This is a genomic window from Streptomyces echinatus (genome assembly GCF_014203595.1).
GTDB classification, from domain to species: Bacteria; Actinomycetota; Actinomycetes; order Streptomycetales; family Streptomycetaceae; genus Streptomyces; species Streptomyces echinatus.
This window is the reverse complement of sequence record NZ_JACHJK010000007.1, coordinates 1-17,826: the sequence shown is the minus strand read 5'-3', so window position 1 is coordinate 17,826 and position 17,826 is coordinate 1. Positions and strand designations below refer to the sequence as shown.

At 72.1% G+C, this 17,826-nt stretch carries 17 protein-coding genes; 10 read left to right on the top strand and 7 right to left on the bottom strand.

Translation table 11 applies throughout. The features are described from left to right. Positions 1-244 precede the first annotated feature (244 nt). Positions 245-3,685: an AfsR/SARP family transcriptional regulator gene (locus tag FHS34_RS19970; RefSeq protein ID WP_184967284.1), complete on the top strand. Its 3,441-nt coding sequence runs from the start codon at positions 245-247 to the stop codon at positions 3,683-3,685. Between the two features lie 19 nt (positions 3,686-3,704). Here FHS34_RS19970 and FHS34_RS19965 read toward each other — a convergent pair whose 3' ends face one another. The 3 genes from FHS34_RS19965 to FHS34_RS19955 form a co-directional block, all read right to left on the bottom strand. Then, positions 3,705-5,393 (bottom strand): bifunctional 3'-5' exonuclease/DNA polymerase, encoded by a 1,689-nt coding sequence (locus FHS34_RS19965; RefSeq protein WP_184967282.1) that lies wholly within the window; start codon positions 5,391-5,393, stop codon positions 3,705-3,707. A gap of 48 nt (positions 5,394-5,441) precedes the next feature. Next, complete coding sequence (locus FHS34_RS19960; RefSeq protein WP_184967279.1) at positions 5,442-6,218, bottom strand: Clp protease N-terminal domain-containing protein; 777 nt, start codon at positions 6,216-6,218, stop codon at positions 5,442-5,444. A gap of 97 nt (positions 6,219-6,315) precedes the next feature. Beyond that, positions 6,316-6,942, bottom strand: coding sequence for a LysE family translocator (locus FHS34_RS19955; RefSeq protein WP_184967277.1), 627 nt, complete (start codon positions 6,940-6,942; stop codon positions 6,316-6,318). A 194-nt stretch (positions 6,943-7,136) separates the two neighbouring features. On the opposite strand from FHS34_RS19955, the gene FHS34_RS19950 reads away from it, so the two are divergent. Then, a complete protein-coding gene (locus tag FHS34_RS19950; RefSeq protein ID WP_184967275.1) occupies positions 7,137-8,243 on the top strand; it encodes a DUF2786 domain-containing protein in 1,107 nt (368 codons plus the stop codon). Positions 8,244-8,246: 3 nt separating this feature from the next. Here FHS34_RS19950 and FHS34_RS19945 read toward each other — a convergent pair whose 3' ends face one another. Next, positions 8,247-8,762 carry a DUF4232 domain-containing protein gene (locus FHS34_RS19945; RefSeq protein WP_184967273.1) on the bottom strand — a complete coding sequence of 172 codons (516 nt, stop codon included), beginning with the start codon at positions 8,760-8,762 and terminating at the stop codon, positions 8,247-8,249. A 264-nt stretch (positions 8,763-9,026) separates the two neighbouring features. Then, entirely contained in the window at positions 9,027-9,479 is a 453-nt protein-coding gene (locus tag FHS34_RS19940) for a hypothetical protein (protein WP_225817470.1), read from the bottom strand. Positions 9,480-9,910: 431 nt separating this feature from the next. Between FHS34_RS19940 and FHS34_RS19935 the strand changes: the two genes are divergently transcribed. The 4 genes from FHS34_RS19935 to FHS34_RS19920 all read left to right on the top strand — a co-directional run bounded on the left by FHS34_RS19935 (position 9,911) and on the right by FHS34_RS19920 (position 11,529). Then, a complete protein-coding gene (locus FHS34_RS19935) occupies positions 9,911-10,285 on the top strand; it encodes a VOC family protein (RefSeq protein WP_184967268.1) in 375 nt (124 codons plus the stop codon). Positions 10,286-10,292: 7 nt separating this feature from the next. After that, a complete protein-coding gene (locus FHS34_RS19930; protein WP_184967266.1) occupies positions 10,293-10,640 on the top strand; it encodes an ArsR/SmtB family transcription factor in 348 nt (115 codons plus the stop codon). Next, positions 10,637-11,110, top strand: a complete 474-nt coding sequence (locus FHS34_RS19925) for an SRPBCC family protein (protein WP_184967264.1) — start codon at positions 10,637-10,639, stop codon at positions 11,108-11,110. Before FHS34_RS19930 ends, FHS34_RS19925 begins: the two co-directional genes overlap by 4 nt. 146 nt (positions 11,111-11,256) lie before the next feature. After that, positions 11,257-11,529 (top strand): DUF397 domain-containing protein, encoded by a 273-nt coding sequence (locus tag FHS34_RS19920; RefSeq protein WP_184967262.1) that lies wholly within the window; start codon positions 11,257-11,259, stop codon positions 11,527-11,529. A gap of 119 nt (positions 11,530-11,648) precedes the next feature. Here FHS34_RS19920 and FHS34_RS19915 read toward each other — a convergent pair whose 3' ends face one another. After that, entirely contained in the window at positions 11,649-12,125 is a 477-nt protein-coding gene (locus tag FHS34_RS19915; RefSeq protein ID WP_184967260.1) for an ATP-binding protein, read from the bottom strand. Between the two features lie 354 nt (positions 12,126-12,479). On the opposite strand from FHS34_RS19915, the gene FHS34_RS19910 reads away from it, so the two are divergent. From FHS34_RS19910 to FHS34_RS19895, 4 genes are all read left to right on the top strand, one after another. Further along, a complete protein-coding gene (locus FHS34_RS19910) occupies positions 12,480-13,316 on the top strand; it encodes a Sco1979 family transcriptional regulator (RefSeq protein WP_505383587.1) in 837 nt (278 codons plus the stop codon). A gap of 95 nt (positions 13,317-13,411) precedes the next feature. Continuing rightward, the gene (locus FHS34_RS19905) at positions 13,412-14,872 is read left to right on the top strand and encodes an aldehyde dehydrogenase family protein (protein WP_184967258.1); all 1,461 of its coding nucleotides are present in this window, start codon (positions 13,412-13,414) and stop codon (positions 14,870-14,872) included. A gap of 125 nt (positions 14,873-14,997) precedes the next feature. Next, positions 14,998-15,543 (top strand): DinB family protein, encoded by a 546-nt coding sequence (locus FHS34_RS19900; protein ID WP_184967256.1) that lies wholly within the window; start codon positions 14,998-15,000, stop codon positions 15,541-15,543. Between the two features lie 46 nt (positions 15,544-15,589). Next, positions 15,590-16,231 carry a PadR family transcriptional regulator gene (locus FHS34_RS19895; RefSeq protein ID WP_184967254.1) on the top strand — a complete coding sequence of 214 codons (642 nt, stop codon included), beginning with the start codon at positions 15,590-15,592 and terminating at the stop codon, positions 16,229-16,231. A 235-nt stretch (positions 16,232-16,466) separates the two neighbouring features. On the opposite strand, the gene FHS34_RS19890 is transcribed toward FHS34_RS19895, so the two are convergent. Further along, positions 16,467-17,651, bottom strand: a complete 1,185-nt coding sequence (locus FHS34_RS19890; RefSeq protein ID WP_184968070.1) for an IS701 family transposase — start codon at positions 17,649-17,651, stop codon at positions 16,467-16,469. Positions 17,652-17,826 lie beyond the last annotated feature (175 nt).

The window sequence follows — 17,826 nt, the reverse complement described above, 5'->3', positions numbered from 1 at the left end:
CGCCAACGGATCGCTAACATGTGGCCAACGGTTCGTCGGTGAGCCGCGAACCGGATGGCTGGAAGTCGTCCGGCCGTAACGGCAACGGCCCGTCGGAGTACCGGATTCCGGTGCCGGACCGACAGGCAGAAGGTGGCGGGAAACCGTTGTGGACACGGCGGGATTCCGCCAGACGGCGGCGGGCGCGCGCCCGCCACGGAGTGCGGTCGGCCCCGGCCGCGCGGGAAGGCTGTGGAGCGGCGTGATGCGGCGGTGCGAGCTGCGCTTCGGACTGCTGGGACCGCCGGTCCTCTACGACCGGACGCCGTACGGGATCTCGTACGACCCCTCGTCCGGGACCTCCGGCTCTTCCGGCCGGCCCGTCGAGCGGGCCGGTGGCGACGCCCCCGACAACTGCGTCCGGGCCATCGGCAGTCCCAAGGTCCGCGCCCTGCTCGCCGCGCTGCTGCTGGAGTCCGGCCGGGTGGTGTCCGTCGAGTCGCTGAAGGACGCGCTGTGGGGCGGCGCGCCGCCCGTCTCCGCGCAGGCCTCCCTGCACAACCACGTCACCCGGTTGCGCCGTCTCCTCGACGACCCCGAGCGCCTCAGGGCCGTACCGCCCGGCTACGTGCTGCGGGTCGACCAGGGCGAACTGGATGTGCATGTCTTCGACGCCCGGGTCACCGAGGCGCGGGCCGCGCACGCCCGGCGGGACTGGCCGGGCGTGGTGCGGGCGTGCGCCGCCGCTCTGGCGCTGTGGCGCGGCACCCCGCTCAGCGGTCTCCCCGCCGACTTCGGCGGCTACGCCCTCGTGCAGCGCCTGGAGCAGGCCCGGCTGTTTCTGCTGGAGTGGCGCTACGACGCCGAACTCGCCCTCGGCGGCGCCCGCCTGGCCGCCCTGGTCCCCGAGCTGGCGGCGCTGATCGCCGAGCACCCGCTGCGCGAGGCGTACCACCGTCAACTGATGCTCGCCCTGCACCGCACCGGCCGGCAGGCCGAGGCCCTCGCCGTCCACCGGGATCTGCGTGCCCGCCTGCTGGAGGAACTCGGCATCGAACCCGGCGCCGCGGTCCGCGAGGCCCATGTCGAGGTGTTGCGGGGGAGCGGCGGGGGCTGGTGGCGGGACGAGGCGACCGGTGATCCGCGGCAGTCCGGCCGGGAGGGACGGCCGCGGCGGGAAGGCGAGTCGCCCACCGGCACCCTCGGGGATGCCGGGGCCCCCGCGGACTCCGCGGACCCCGAAGGCTTCGCTTCCTCCGCGTCCGCCACGGCTCACACGGCTCCCACGGCGTCGACGGCCCACGGGGCCCCGGAGGTCCTCGCGTCCTCCGCGAACGGCGGCTCCGCGCAGGACGGCGCCGCTCCGGCGGCGCGGCAGACCCCGCGCCCTGCCCAGCTGCCGGCCCCGCCCGCCCATTTCACCGGACGGGCAGAGGTGTGCCGCGAGCTGGGCCGGGCGCTGACCGAGCCGCCCGCCCCGGCCCCCGCCGTCGTGGTGATCAGCGGCATGGCCGGCGTCGGCAAGAGCGCCCTGGCCCTGCACGTCGCCCATGAGCTGAGGGAACGTTTCACCGACGGTCAGCTCTACGTCAACCTGCACGGCGCCACCCCCGGCATGCCCCCGCTCACCGCCACGCAGGCGCTCGCCGCGCTGCTGCGCGACCTCGGCGTCGACCCCCGGAACATCCCCGAACACCCGGACGCAGCCTCGGCGTTGCTCCGCTCACTGCTCGCCCCCGCCCGCATTCTGCTGGTGCTGGACGACGCGGCCCATGCGGCGCAGGTACGGCCCCTGCTGCCGGCCGGGCCGGGCTGCGCGGTGATCGTCACCAGCCGTTCGCCGCTCACCGCGCTCGACGGTGCCCGCCGCTTTCCGCTCACCCCGCTGACCGGCGAGGACAGCGCGGCCCTGCTCCGCGCGGTGAGCGGACGCGCGGGGCTGGACGCCGGTCACGCGCTGGTCGAGCTGACCGGCCGGCTCCCGCTGGCACTGCGTGTGGTCGCCGCCCGGCTGGCCGCCCGCCGTGCGCTCACCCCGGACGTGCTGGCCGGCCAGCTGGCCGCCACGGGGGGACGGTTGCGTCACCTGGAGTACGACGACCTGAGCGTCCGCCGCTCCCTGGCGGTCGCCCACGACGCGCTCGCCGCCGCCGAGCGCGAGGCCGACCGGGACGCGGCCCTCGCGCTGTGCCGCATCGGCGTGCTCGACCTGCCGACGTACGGTGCCCCGCTGATCGCCCGTCTCACCGGCACCGACGAGCGGCGGGCCGAGGCCGCCCTGGACCGTCTGGTCGACGTCGCCCTGCTGGAGGAGACGGCGTACGGCCGCTACACACCGCACGACCTGGTCCGGGACTTCGCCCGCGAACTGGCGGACGCTGCCCCGCGTGCCGCCGCCACCCCCGGCATCGCGGCCACCCCCGGCACCGCGGGTTCCGGCGCCGACGAGGCTCCCGGCACCCCCGAGGCTTCCGGCGGGCCTCGGTCTTCCGGCGCCATCGAGGCTCCCGGCGCCTCGGGCGGCTCGGGCGGCTCGGGCGCCCAGGGTGCCGCCGGCCCCGGTGGCACCCCCACCGCAGCCGATCTCGTCGCCCTCCGCTGGTACGCCGCCGTCGCCGAGCGCATGCTGACGGCGGTCGTGGAACCCGGGCTCGACCAGGACGACCGGCGGCGGCCGACCTTCGCGCAGCCTGCCGGGCACGCGGAGGACGTCGGCGCCCTGGCGTCCTTCGAGTCGGCCGAGCAGGCCTTCGCCTGGGGCGAGGTCGAGCTGGAGAACGTCGTCGCCCTGGTGGCGCGGAACGCGGACACCGGTGACCCGCGCACGGCGGCCCATCTGTCGGTGCTCGCGCGGCTCCTCTTCCCCTACGTGCAGCGCAGCGGCCGGGTCGCCGAGATGGAGGTGCTGGGGCAGGCCGCGCTCGGGGCGGCACGGCGGCTCGGCGACCTGGCGGCCGAGGCGTACGCGCTCGGTGACCTCGCCGGCCTGTACTTCCTGACGGGCCGGCAGAACGACGCACTCACCCTCACGGACGAGGCGCTGGACATCTGGGTGCGGCTGGGCACGGCCTCCCGGATCCGGCGCTGTCTGAACAACCGCGGGCTGCTGCTGGAGGGGCTCGGGCGCTTCGAGGAGTCCGGCGAGGCGCTGCGGCAGAGCCTCGCCTACTCGCGGTTGCTGAACGACCCCTACGGCGAGGCCGTCACCCGCAGCCACCTCGGCAACCTCTACGAGCACACCGACCCGCGCGCCGCCATCGAGCAGCACCGGCGCTCGCTGGCGATCGGGGACCGGATCGGCGCGGTCATCGTGCGCCACTCGGCACACTGCAACATCGGCTACGCCCATCTCACCCTCGGCGAACCGGACGCGGCCGCCCGGCACTTCGAGGAGAGCCTGCGCATCCTCGGCGAGCACGGTGACTGGCACGGTGAGTCCCAGACCCGGCTCGGCCTGGTCCGTGCGCTGCGGCGGCTGGGGGAGAACGCGCGGGCGGCCCGCGAGTGCGCCGAGCTGCTGCGCCGGGCCGACGCCCGCGCCGACCGCTACACGGGCGGACTGGCCCTGCACCAGCACGGGTTTCTCTTGCGCGAGCAGGGTCGGCGGGCGGAGGCGTACGAGGCCTGGCGCGCGGCCCGGGCGGCGCTGGACGGCACGGACGAGCAGGTGGTGCTGGCGGAGCTGCGGGAGCTTCTCAGGGGCTGACCGGGCCGCCCGGAACGGCTCACTTGGCGTCGGCGTAGCACTCCACCACCGCCGTCGTGAACGGGAAGCGCACCGGTGTCTCGCCGAAGGTCAGCCGGCCGGCCAGGGCGGCGGCCTCGCGGATGGCCCCGGCGACGGTGTCGGCCTCCTCGGCGGGGCAGTGCACGATCACCTCGTCGTGCTGGAAGAAGACCAGTTCGGCCCGGAGTTCCGCGCAGGTCCGGCGCAGCGCGGCGAGCAGCAGCAGCGCCCAGTCGGCGGCGCTGCCCTGGACGACGAAGTTGCGCGCGAAGCGGCCCCGCGCGCGGGAGTTGGTGGAGGCGTATCCGGGGACCCAGCCGGTCTGGCCCTCCGGCTCCTCCTCGCCGACTGGGATGCCCGCCTCCTCCGCCGCGTCCTCGCCCGCACCGGCGGCCGGCGGGCAGGTGCGGCCCAGCCAGGTGCGCACCAGGCGGCCCTCCTCGCCCGCGCGGGCCGCCTCGTCGACGTAGGCGACGGCCTTCGGGAAGCGGCGGCGGAGCGCGGCGAGGTTCTTCAGGCCGTCGCCGGACGTCTGGCCGTAGACCGCGCCGAGCACGGCGATCTTGGCCTGGTCACGGTCGCCGGAGAAGGCGCGGTCGGAGACGGACTGGTACAGGTCGCTCTCGCGGGCCGCCACCTCCATCAGGCCGGGGTCGCGGGAGATCGCGGCCAGCACGCGCGGTTCCATCTGGTCGGCGTCGGCCACCACCAGCCGCCAGCCGGGGTCGGCGACGACGGCCCGGCGGATCACCTTGGGGATCTGCAGGCCGCCCCCGCCGTTCGTCACCCAGCGCCCGGTGACCGTGCCGCCGGCGAGGAACTCGGGGCGGAAGCGGCCGTCGCGCACCCAGTCCTGCAGCCAGGACCAGCCGTGCGCCACCCAGATGCGGTACAGCTTCTTGTACTCCAGCAACGGCTCGACGGCCGGGTGGTCGACGGACCGGATCTCCCAGCGGCGGGTGGACTTCACCTTGATCCCGGCCTGGGCGAAGGCCTTGACCACGTCGGCGGGCAGATCGGGGCGCACCCGCCGGCCGAAGGCGGCGGACACCTCGTCGGCCAGCTCGGCGAGGCGGCGCGGCTCGCCGCCGCCCGCGTAGCGTTCGCCGAGCAGGGTGTGCAGCAGCTCGCGGTGGACCTCGGTGCTCCAGGGCAGACCCGTGCGGTTCATCTCGGCGGCCACCAGCATCCCGGCCGACTCGGCGGCAGTCAGCAGCCGCATCCGGTCGGGATGGGCGGCCTTCTCGTGCCGGCGCAGCTGGTCGGCGTAGACCGCGAGCAGGTCCGGCAGGGGCAGGCGGATGCCGGCGGGCTCGAACAGCGGTGACTGGGCGCCCGGTTCGGCCGACCGCTGCGGCGGGTCGGGCGGGACGGGGCCGCCCCGGAGGCGGGCCAGGGCGGCGGCGGCCGAGCGTGGCTCGCCGTACCGCCCCTCGTGGCCCAGCAGGAGTGTCTCGGCGTCCTCGATGTCGTAGCACCGCTCCACTCGCACCCCCGTGGCGAGCAGACGCGGATAGACCTCGGCGGTCGACCGCCACACCCAGCGCGTCACCTCCGGGCGGCTCCGCACCGCCCCGGCGAGATCGCTCTCCCGCCGCACCGGCCCGCTGGGCAGCCCGTCCGGGCCGAGGGGGGCGACGTCCACGCCTCCGTCCTCGGCCGGTGCGAGCGCCCACCGGTCGGTCATGCATGCGAGTGTGGCAGGGAGGTCTGACAATGCGCCTGACCTGCGGCTCTACTTCTGCGTGCCGTCGGTGTCGCGGCTCTGCTCCTGCGTGCCGCCGGTGTCGGGCGTGCCCTCCAGCAGCAGCGCGAACATCTCGGCGAGCCGCTCCTCGGTGGACGCCTTGGTGATGCCCAGGCCGTTGAGGACGCCCCGGCCGTTCTCGTGCTCCAGCAGGGCCAGCAGGAGGTGCTCGGTGCCGATGTAGTTGTGGCCGAGCCGGAGGGCCTCGCGGAAGGTGAGTTCCAGGACCTTCTTGGCCTCGGGGCCGTACGGGACGAGGTCGGGGACCTCGTCCGCGGCGGGCGGCAGCGCGGCGGTCGCGGCCTGGCGTACGGCGTCCAGGAGGACGCCCTGGGTGGTGATCGCCTTCGCGGCCAGGCCCTCGGGCTCGGTCAGCAGGCCGAGGACCAGGTGCGCGGGGCGTCCTTCGGGGCTGCGGGCGGCCACGGCCTCGTTGTGCGCGGCCATGACCACGTTCCGCGCGCGCGGGGTGTAGCGGCTGAAGCCCTGGCTGGGGTCGAGGTCGGCGGACTCCTTGGGCACGAACCGCTTCTGTGCCGCCTGCCGGGTCACGCCCATGCTCCGGCCGATGTCGGTCCAGGACGCGCCCGAGCGCCGGGCCTGGTCGACAAAGTGGCCGATCAGGTGATCGGCCACGTCGCCGAGGTGGTCGGCGGCGATCACCGCGTCCTGGAGCTGGTCGAGGGGTTCGTGGTGAACCTTCTTGATGGCCTCGATGAGGTCGTCGAGGCGCACGGATGCCGTGGGGTTCGGGTTGCTCGCCATGATGTCAACCGTAGGTTGTCACTTAGGGAGTGTCAACCGATGGTTGACAATGTCCATGCCCTGTCCTCCTCCGGTCGGTTCGGGGTCCTCCTGCGGCCTACTTGGGCGTGGCGGCCAGCCGTACCGCGAGCCCGGCGAACACCGTCCCGCTGAAGCAGTCCAGGCCCCGCGCCACTCGCCGGCTGCGCCGCAGCAGCGAGGCGAGTTTGCCGGAGAGCAGCCCGACCGAGCCGTCCACCAGGAGGCCCATCACCGTGATCGTGCAGCCCAGCACGAGGAACTGTTCCCGTACGTGTCCCAGGTCCGGGTTCACGAACTGCGGCAGGAAGGAGACGTTGAAGAGGATCACCTTCGGGTTGAGGAGATTGGTGACGGCACCGCGCCAGAAGGCCCGCCGGCGTCCCTTCCCGGGCACCGGCCCCGCCCCGGTCGGCCCGCCCTCGCCGCGGAACGCCCTGACCGCGAGGAACAGGAGATAGGCCGCGCCGGCCCAGCGCAGCACGTGGTACAGCGCGGGCAGGGTCAGAAACAGCGCGGACAGGCCGAGCGCCGCGGCGACGGCGTGCGCGAACATCGCGCAGGCCACCCCCGCGGCGGCCGTCACCCCGGTCAGCGGGCCGCCCCGGCCGCCCACCGCCACGATGAACATCATGTCGGGCCCGGGAGTGATGCAGAGTGCGAACGCGGCGACCAGGAACGCCGCGTAGAGAGAAGCGTCCATCATGCGGCCATGCTTGGCACCCGCCCACGCGCGCGGGCGAAATTCCGGGGAGTGAGACAGCGGCGCCGCTGCCGCCCGGGGCGCCGTCCGTGGGCCGTCGCGCCGATTCCGTCGAGCAGCCGCCGCGCCCGGACCGCTGTCCACAGGTTGTGGACGGCCCGCGCCCCCTGTCGGTGGCGCGTGGCACGATCGGCGGTGTGACCAGTACCGCCAGCACCGTCGAGCGGGCCTTCCGGGCGGCCCTCTACGACGACACCGACACCGGCCTCGACACGGGCGCCTCCCTGCTCGCCGCCGACCCGGCCGCCGACACCGAACTCACGCGGCGCGGTGAGGACTTCGTCGCGCAGGCCTGGCGGCGCGGCTGGCAGCCCGCCGACGTCGTACGGCTGGTGCGGCGCGAACTGGAGGACACACACGTCCGGCTGGCCGCCACGCTGATCCGGGCGCAGGCCGGGCAGGACCGCCCGCGCGGGCGCCGCTGGGCCGACCAGCTGGCGGCGCTGCCCGCCGCCCCCGAGCGCACCGCCGACCGCTTCTCGCACTCCACGGCCGTCCTGGAGCTGTACCGCCTGCTGCTGGGCCTGCCCGCCCTGGAGCCCCTGGAGGAGCCCCGCCGCGCCACCGGCCCGGCCGCCTCCCGCATGCTCACCCGCATCCGCGCGCTGCTCGCCAAGGCCGAGGCCACCGGCTATCCGGAGGAGGCGGAGGCGCTCAGCGCCAAGGCGCAGGAGCTGATGGCCCGGCACAGCGTCGACGAGGCGCTGCTCGCCGCCGAGGCACCCGCGCCGGACGCGCCCGGCGCCTGTCGCTTGGGGGTCGAGCCGCCGTACGAACAGGCCAAGGCCGTCCTGCTGGACGCGGTGGCCACCGCGAACCACTGCCGGGCGGTGTGGAACGAACCGCTCGCCTTCTCCACGGTCGTCGGCTTCGAGGCGGACCTGGAGGCGGTCGAGCTGCTCTACACCTCGCTGCTGGTGCAGGCCACGCACGCGATGACGGCGGCGGAAGCCGCCCAGCGGGCCGGCGGGCGCAAGCGGACCAAGACCTTCCGGCAGTCGTTCCTCGCCGCCTACGCCCACCGCGTCGGCGACCGCCTCGCGGCCGCCGCCGAGACCCAGGTGACCCAGGACCTGCTGCCGGTGCTGGCCACGCGCGAGACGGCCGTCACCGGCCGGCTGGAGCGCATGTTCCCGGAGACCACCACGACCCGGCTGCGCGGTGTCAGTGACGCGGCGGGCTGGACCGAGGGCGCACGCGCGGCGGACCGGGCGCAGGTCAGGGCACGCCCGCGGCTGGAGTGAGCGTCAGTCGCCGACCTGCTGGAAGGCGCTCACCGAAGCGTCCGGCCCGCTCCCGTCGGCCTTGCCGGCCACCGGGCCGTACTTCCACGGGAAGCTCCGGCTGGTGTCCGAGCCTGGCAGGGTGATCTTCACGGTCTGCGCCGCCACGGCGTTCTTGTCGCCGTCCTTGCCGCGCACGTAGCTGATGGAGAAGCTCGCGGAGTCGCCCTTGGCGAGCTTCAGCGTCTGGGCCTTCGCCCCCTTGAGCACGGGCACGGCCTTCTCGCCGTCGCCGGCGTTCAGCGAGACGCCGGGGAAGTGGTCCAGGGTGCAGGAGGCGCTCTGGTTGGTGATGCTGACCGGGATCTCGCCGCTGTCCCCGGCGGCCGGGGCCACGCTCGCCGACCCGATCTCCACGGAGACCCCGCCGATCTCGCAGGCCGAGCCGGCGTTCTCGCCGTTCTTGCCGCCACCGTCGTCGCAGGCGGTCAGCAGCAGGGCGGCGGCGAGGGCGGTGACGGTGAGCGGAATGACGCGCATGGGCAGGTCCCTGTCCTGGTGGTGACGGTGCCCTTGCATCATGGCGCCTGCGCCCGGCCCCCGCTCGCCCGCCCCTCCGGAAGAACCACCTTCACCGAGGACCCCGTCCACCGCGGAACGAACCACTCGCGCCGCGGCCTCACTCCTCCGGAACGAACCACTCGCGCCGCGGCCTCACTCCTCCGGAACGAACCACTCGCGCCCTGGCCTCACTCCTCGGAACGGAAGACAACCCGTCCCGCTACCCCCGTCGCCGCCCCCGTCTCACCGAGTCAGCGCTGTCGGCAGGCCCGACGGCAGCTTGCCGCCGTCCGCCTTGGTGTAGGTCTCCTGGCCGGTCTTGCCCGACCAGGTCACCTTCAGCGTCGTACCGTCGACCGAGTCGACCATGCCGGTGGTGCGGTTCTCGCTGCCGTCGGCGCAGGTCAGGTGGATCATCTGCATGCCGTTCTCGGCTCCGGCGGTCCCGTTGCACACGGCCCCGCCGGTCTCGAAGCTCCCGGCCTGCTTCCCGTTGATCACCAGGGCCACGACCTTGCCGCCGACGGTGGTGATCCAGCTGCCCTGGATGTCGGCGGAGGCACCGCTCGCGTCCGGGGAGGACGCCGCCCCGGACGGGGCCGTGGACGTGCTCGGAGCGGACGAGGAACCGTCCCCGTCCCCGGAGCCGCCGCTGCACGCCGTCAGCGCCAACGTGCCCACCAGTCCCGCGGCCACGGCCGCGCTCCGTACTTTCGCAGTCGCACTCGTCACCGGAATCCCCCAAGCGGTATCGGCCGGCCGCCGAGCCGGACGGCCCGCAGCGCAAGCTACCAGCAGTCACCGGCAGGACCACCGGAAAGAGTGCCGTGACGACCACCGACCCGCCGCGGAAGTCCGCCTCCGACCGCGGCAAGAGCCGCCGAGCCGCCAGCCGCCGAGCCGCCGAGCCGCCGAGCCGCCGAGCCGCCGGGGCCCCGAGCCCCCGAGCCGCCGGGGCACGGGCACACCGGCCACATCGGGCCGGCCGCCCAGCAGCAGCGGCAGCCGACGCAGGCCTCAGACACGCGCGGGAGTCGGTATTGCTGCCCTGCTCCAGCAGGCGAGGCCCATAGGTAGGAATTCTCCTACGATTGACGCGTAGGTGATTCCCTACCTATCCTCCCGGCATGACCATCACGCACGCCTCTTTCGTCACGCTCCCCGTCACCGACCAGGACCGGGCCCTGCGCTTCTACACCGACGTCCTCGGCTTCGAGGTCACCGTCGACCGGGAGCTGCCCCCGGGCCGCTGGCTGCAGGTCGCCCCCGAGGGCGCGCAGACCGTCTTCACCCTCTCGGGCCCGGGGATGGGCGGTTTCGAGCCCGGGTCCGCCCGGGGGATCATGTTGGTCACGACCGACGTCGACGCGGACTGCGCCCGGCTCGCCGCGGCAGGCGTCCCGGTGCAGGGGCCGGACGAACTCCCCTGGGGGCGGATGGCCTCCTTCACGGACCCCGACGGCAACGGTCTGATGCTGCTGACGGAGAAGGAAGGCTTCTGACCGCACCATGAACGCGACGGGTACCGCCGCCGAGGACCGGGTCTTCGCCGCGCTCGCCAACGCCACCCGCCGCGAGGTGCTGCGGCTGCTGCGCGAGCGCGGGCCCCAGGCCGTGCAGGCCCTGGCCGACCACTTCGAGATGCGCCGCCCCAGCCTCTCGGAACACCTCAGGGTGCTCCGGGAGGCCGGCCTCGTCTCCGAGCAGCGCTCCGGACGGCAGCGGATCTACCGCCTGGAGGCGGCCCCGCTCGCCGAGGTGCAGGACTGGCTCCATCCGTACGAGCGGTTCTGGCGCGACCGGCTGAGGGGCCTCGGTGATCTGCTCGACCGGATGCCCGACGATGGCGAGTCATGAGCCCGGCAGCCGGCGGTGACGAGGACGACCTCACCACGATCCGCGTCGACCAATTCTTTCCGCACCCGCCCGCCAAGGTCTGGCGGGCCCTGACCGACCCCGAACTGCTCGCGCGCTGGCAGATGCCCGGCGCGGAGGACTTCCGGCTCCGGGTCGGCCACCGGTACCGGATGACTTCCGTCCCCCGTCCCAACTCCCGCTTCTCCGGCGTCGTAGAGGTGCGGGTGCTCGCCTACGACACCGAGCGGATGCTGTCCCTCCGCTGGACGGACGCCGATCCGGCCAATCCCGCGGACTGGACCATCACCTGGACCCTGGAACACGAAGGGCGCGGTACGCGTCTCTTCCTAGTGCACGAGGGATTCGATCCGGACGACCCGGCTCAGATGATGGCGCGCACCATCATGAACGGGGGCTGGAGGGGACATGTCCTGCCTGCTCTTGGGCAGGCGCTGGAGCGGCTCGGGTAAAGGGCACGTCAAAGCTGTAACCACGGGAACACCCCTCGTGCACGTGCATTTGCTCATGCACCTGCACGTGAAGAGAGCTATGATCCGGGTCAGTTGACCACAGCATCTATGGCCTCACCAGCCAGTGCACCACCGGGGAGCGACCTGTGGACCGCGACGTTGACGGCGTGTACGGGGGGTACGACGACGTGTACAACGGCATGGCTGCCACGCAGCTGGACGGAGTGGCCTGGCAGAAGAGCAGGCACAGCAACTCGCAGGGCTCCTGCGTGGAGTTCGCGCGGCTGCCGGGGGGCGAGGTCGCCGTACGCAACTCGCGTTTCCCGGACGGCCCCGCGCTCGTCTACACGCGTGCGGAGATCGAGGCGATGCTCCTCGGCATCAAGGACGGGGAGTTCGACCACCTGATCGCCAGCTGAGCGTCGGCGCCGGCCGCCGCGGAGGGTGGCAACGATGTCGGGCGGGCGCCGGCGCACAGGCGGTGTCCGCGATGGATATACGCGCGTAGACATCCCCTGCGTGCGGCGTCGTCACCGGATCAGCCGGCCGTCCGGAGCCGGAACAGCGCCCAGACCACCTTGCCCTCCAGCGTGCCGGCCAGCGGGTGCCAGCCCCAGCTGTCGGCGAAGGAGTCGACCAGGAAGAGGCCGCGGCCCGACTCGGCGGAGAAGTCGTCCGAGTCCCGCGGGACCGGCGTCTCGTGGCTCGGGTCGCGCACCGCGCACACCAGCCGCTCGGTCCAGCGCATCAGGTGCAGCCGTACCGACGGGTGACGCTCGTCGGTACGGCACGGGTCGGCCGGCACGGCGTGGCGCAGGGCGTTGGTGACGAGCTCGGAGACGACGAGGCATATGTCGTCGAAGTGATCTCCGACGTCCCACTTGTCCAGGGTGTCCCGGGTGAAGTGCCGGGCTTCGCGCACCGCTTCGTAGCGGGCGGGGAGGGCGCACGAGGCGGCATCGGACACGGCCGCGGGATCCAGCGGCGGAAGGCCCTGCCGTAACGGCTTGAGCATGGTCGATCCATTCGTCCCCATGCGAGGCACTCCCGGGAATTCGCGGTCGTTGCGATGCAGCGGTGGCGCGGCTCCCATGGTTTCGGATGCGTAGAGCAGATGCAAGGGCAGATGCACGTGCACGCGACCGAAATGGCACTGCCCGTACCGCTTCTTGGCCATTTTTTCTGCCATCTTCCTGACGGTCCTGTCAGAGGTCCGGACCTCTTCCCGGTCTCAACGCGCCAGAAACGGCCGAGCTCTTTCCGTTTCCGTAACCGGACGAGTACTGCTCGGAGTGTTTTAGTGGCAGACTTCGGCCCCTGAAGACGGTTGGGGAGGCTGGCGAACGTGAGCGCGGGAGAGCCCGGATCGGTGGTGCGGCGGATGCTGCTCGGCTCGCAACTCAGGCGGCTGCGGGAAGCGCGCGGGATCACGCGTGAGGCGGCGGGTTACTCGATCCGCGCCTCCGAGTCGAAGATCAGCCGGATGGAGCTGGGCCGGGTGAGCTTCAAGACCAGAGACGTCGAGGACCTGCTGACGCTCTACGGCATCACCGACGAGGCGGAGCGCGAGTCGCTGCTCTCCCTCGCCCGGGAGGCCAACGTGGCGGGCTGGTGGCACAGTTACACCGACGTCCTGCCCACCTGGTTCCCCACCTACGTCGGCCTGGAGGGCGCCGCCTCACTGATCCGCGCCTACGAGGTGCAGTTCGTGCACGGCCTGCTGCAGACCGAGGAGTACGCCCGCGTGGTGGTCCGGCGCGGCATGCAGGGCGCGAGCGTCGCCGACGTCGAACGCCGGGTCGCGCTGCGCCTGGAGCGGCAGAAGTACCTTCTCGCCGACAACGCCCCCGAGTTCCACATCGTCCTGGACGAGGCCGCCCTGCGCCGTCCCTACGGGGACCGCGAGGTGATGCGCGGCCAGCTGCAGCACCTGATCGACATCTCCGAGCGGCCCAACGTGCGGCTGCAGGTCATGCCGTTCAGCTTCGGCGGGCACTCCGGCGAGAGCGGCGCGTTCACCATCCTCAGCTTCCCCGACGCGGACCTGTCCGACGTCGTCTACCTGGAGCAGCTGACCAGTGCCCTCTACCTGGACAAGCGCGAGGACGTCGCCCAGTACGAGCAGGCCCTGAAGGAACTGCAGCAGGACAGCCCCGGCCCGGACGAGAGCCGGGACCTGCTCCGCGGCCTCCTGCAACTCTCCTGACCGATCGATCTGCTCAACTCCCTTCTGTCGCAAGTACGATGACAACCGATCAGACCCGGCGTAGATCTGGTGTCCGCTAGCGATTGAGGGATGACATGGCGTCCTGGTTCACCGACCTGTCCCAGCAGTACATCGACGGCGAGTGGCGCCCGGGCACGGGCTCCTGGGACGTCATCGACTTCAACCCCTACGACGACGAGAAACTGGCCTCGATCACGGTGGCCACGGTCGACGAGGTGGACGAGGCCTACCGGGCGGCCGCCCGTGCCCAGAAGAAGTGGGGCGAGACCAACCCCTACACCCGGCGCGCGGTCTTCGAGCGGGCGCTGCGGTGGATAGAGGACCGCGAGCAGGAGATAGCCGACCTGATCATCGCGGAACTGGGCGGCACGCGCGTGAAGGCCGGTTTCGAGCTGCACCTGGCCAAGGAGTTCCTGCGCGAGTCGATCCACCTCGCGCTGCGCCCCGAGGGGAAGATCCTGCCCTCCCCGACCGAGGGCAAGGAGAACCGCGTCTACCGCGTGCCGGTCGGCGTCGTGGGCGTGATCAGCCCCTTCAACTTCCCCTTCCTGCTGTCGCTGAAGTCGGTCGCACCGGCCCTCGCGCTGGGCAACGGCGTGGTGCTCAAGCCGCACCAGAACACCCCGATCGCCGGCGGCACCCTGATCGCGAAGATCTTCGAGGAGGCCGGGCTGCCCGGCGGCCTGCTGAACGTCGTCGTCACCGACATCGCCGAGATCGGCGACGCGTTCATCGAGCACCCGGTCCCGAAGGTCATCTCCTTCACCGGTTCCGACAAGATCGGCCGGCATGTCGCCACCGTCTGTGCCAAGCACTTCAAGCGCTCGGTCCTCGAACTGGGCGGCAACAGCGCGCTGGTGGTGCTGGACGACGCCGACATCGACTACGCGGTGGACGCGGCGGTCTTCAGCCGGTTCGTGCACCAGGGCCAGGTCTGCATGGCCGCGAACCGCGTCCTGGTGGACCGTTCTGTCGCCGAGGAGTTCACCGAGAAGTTCGTCGCCAAGGTCCGCACCCTCAAGGTCGGCGACCCGCGGGACCCGGAGACCGTGATCGGCCCGGTGATCAACTCCGCGCAGGCGGGCGCGATCTCCGGCACCGTCGAGCAGGCGCTCGCCGAGGGCGCCACCGCCCTGGTGCGCGGCACCACGACCGACAACCTGGTCGAGCCGAGCGTGCTGACCGGCATCCCCGCCGACTCCGCGCTGCTCCAGCAGGAGGTCTTCGGCCCGGTCGTCTTCCTCGTCCCGTTCGACGGCGAGGAGGAGGCGGTCGGGATCGTCAACGGCACCCCCTACGGCCTCAGCGGCGCGGTCCACACGGGGGACGTCGAGCGGGGCGTGGCCTTCGCCAAGCGGATCGACACCGGCATGTTCCACGTGAACGACGGCACCGTCCACGACGAGCCGATCGTGCCCTTCGGCGGCGAGAAGCACTCCGGCCTCGGCCGCCTCAACGGCGAGACGACGCTGGAGGCGTTCACCACGGTCAAGTGGATCTCGGTGCAGCACGGCCGCAGCGGATTCCCGTTCTAGTCACCTCTGGTCGCCTTTTTCGAGGCGCCGGGCCATTGCGGACAGCTGCTGACCGCAATGGCCCGTAGCGTCTTCCATGTCGGGGAAACGGCCCCGGCGGACAGCCAGACGAAAGGCGGCGTGCCATGGTCATGCACGTTCCGGCGGAGGCGAAGGGCGACGAGCGCGGAGCGCTTCTCGCGTTCATCGAGGAACAGCGCGGCGGAATCCGCCGGGCGCTGCTCGGGCTGACCGAGGAGCAGGCCCGTACCCGGCCCAGCGCCAGCGAGCTGTCCCTCGGCGGCCTGCTCAAGCACGTCGCCGAGGTGGAGCAGGGCTGGCTGGCCCGGGCCAGGCAGGAGCCGCCGCGGGTGCAGCGGGACGAGACGAACTGGCACGAGACCTTCCAGCTGGTCGGTGACGAGACGGTCGCCTCGCAGCTGGCGTACTGGGAGCAGGTGGCCGCCGAGACGGAGAAGTACATCCGCTCCGCGCCCAGCCTGGACGACACCTTCCCGCTGCCGCCCGACCCCTGGTTTCCGCCGGAGGGCCGTGTCTCGCTGCGCTGGCTGTGCCTGCACCTGATCCGCGAGACGGCCCGGCACGCCGGCCACGCCGACATCATCCGCGAGTCGCTGGACGGGAAGACCGCGTTCGAGCTGGTGGCACTGGCGCAGGCCGGACAGGCGTAAGGCTCCGCGGCGGTCCGGGCGGCTCCCCGGCCATAACCTGGACCGCATGTCAGCGATCCGTCTTCTCGTACTGGGCGCGGTGCGCCAGCACGGGCGGGCCCACGGCTACCAGATCCGCAACGACCTGGAGTACTGGGGCGCGCACGAGTGGTCCCACGCCAAGCCGGGCTCGATCTACCACGCTCTCAAGCAGATGGCCCGGCAGGGACTGCTGCACGCGCACGAGATCGCGCCGTCCACGGCGGGCGGTCCGCCGCGCACCGAGTACGAGATCACGGACCGCGGCGACGAGGAGTTCTTCCGGCTGCTGCGCGAGTCCCTGGTCGCCTACGACCAGAAGACGGACATCCAGTCGGCGGCCATCGGATTCCTGGTCGAACTGCCCCGCGCCGAGGTGCTGGAGCTGCTCCGGGAGCGGATCGAAGGGATCGGGCGGTGGCGGGCCGCGGTCACCGAGGACTACGTCCCCGAGGACGGCCCCGGGCAGCTCGGCCACATCGGCGAGATCATGAACCTCTGGCTGCACACGGCCGACTCCGACGCGGCCTGGACCCAGGGCCTGATCGACCGCCTGGAGGCGGGCGCGTACACCTTCGCGGGCGAGGGCGAGCCCTTCGTCGGTGTGCTCGCCGACGGTCAGGAGAACCCGTACGCGACGGCGGAGCGGCATCCGGACGACGACCGCTGACGACCTCAGGGCCCGCCCCGGGAGGCGACGAGACGCCGCCGTCCGGGGCCGGTCGGGTGCCGGGGACGGTCCTAGTACTGCAACGGTGCTTGCCGTGACTGATGGCCAGGTCAGGGGATGTGTCCGCGTCGTCTGTAGTGGCTGGTGCGGGCTTGGTGTTGGCGTCGTCGGCGCCAGGTCGACCAGTGCAGGATGTGCTCGACGGGTGTGGGCCGGCGGTTGGTGAGGCGGGTGATCAGCCGTCGTATCTCGGCGAGGCTGAGGTGGATGAGCTGGGAGGATCCGTTTCTGCTTTCCCGGCATCCAGTTCGCGGGCTCGCAGGACGGTCAGGCAGGCGTGGGCGGCCATGGCGAGCGTCATGTGGCGGTGCCATCCGGGGTAGCGGCGGACCTGGTAGTCGTCCAGGCCGCACTCCTGTTTCGCGCTCTGGAAGCATTCTTCGATGGCCCATCGGCTGCCCGCGATGCGGATCAGGTCATCAAGCGTGGTCTCGGCGGGGCAGTAGGCGATGTAGTAGGAGATCTCCTGCGGGCGGGCCACGCTGCGGCGGGCGATCACCCAGTGGCGGCGGTCGGGCCGGTGCCAGGGCCGCACCTCGACACGTGCCCAGTCGTAGATCCGCAGGCCGTGAGCCCCACTGCCGCAGGAACGGCGCTTCCATTTCTGCCGGGCAAGGCCGTTGAACAGGTCGTGGACGGGATGGTCGATCGCCCAGCGGGTGACCACGGTGTCGTGCCGGGTGGTGGCCATGACGTGGAAGACGTCCGCCCGCTCCAGCTCCGAGCGCCAGCCCTTGGAGAAGCCGTAGGCGGCATCTGCGGTCACCCATCGAAACGGGATCTTGTCCGTGATGGCGCGGCGGACCATCGCCTTGGCCATGGCCACCTTCGTCTCGAAGCCAACCTCGTCGTCGATGCCGGCCCGGCGGCACCTGTCGCGGTCATCAGTCCAGGAGGTGGGCAGATACAGACGGCGGTCGATCAATGTCCGCCCGCGCTCAGTGGCATAGGCGAGGAAGACACCGACCTGGCAGTTCTCCGTGCGTCCGGCGGTGCCGGAGTACTGCCGCTGCACCCCGGCCGACCGCGTCCCCTTCTTCAAGAAGCCCGTGTCGTCCACGACCAGGACGGCGCCGGGGTCGCCGAGGTTGTCGACCACGTACTGACGCACATCGTCGAGGACCTCATCGGCGTCCCACTCAATCCGATTCAACATCCGGTGGATGCGGTCCGGGCCCGCGTGGCCGGCTTCCTCCGCCAGCGTCCAGCCGTTCTTCCGCTGCAGTGGAGCGATCAGCCCCCGCATATAGGCCAGTGTCGACTCACGCGGCTCCGACCTGCTGAAACGGTGCGCGAACCGCTCATGCACAGCCTCCAGTTCACCCGCCCACGACCTGACATCAGCAAGGTCCCCACCCATAACCACACCAACGACCGACCTGGTCATCAGTCACAGCAAGCACCGTTGCAGTACTAGGCGCTGTTTCTCGGATCTCCCTGCGTGAGTGGGGCGTTGGGGGCAGGCTGGCTGCATGGGACGTGGTGACCTGACGAATGCGGAGTGGGATCGGCTGGAGTCGTTCTTACCTCGTGGT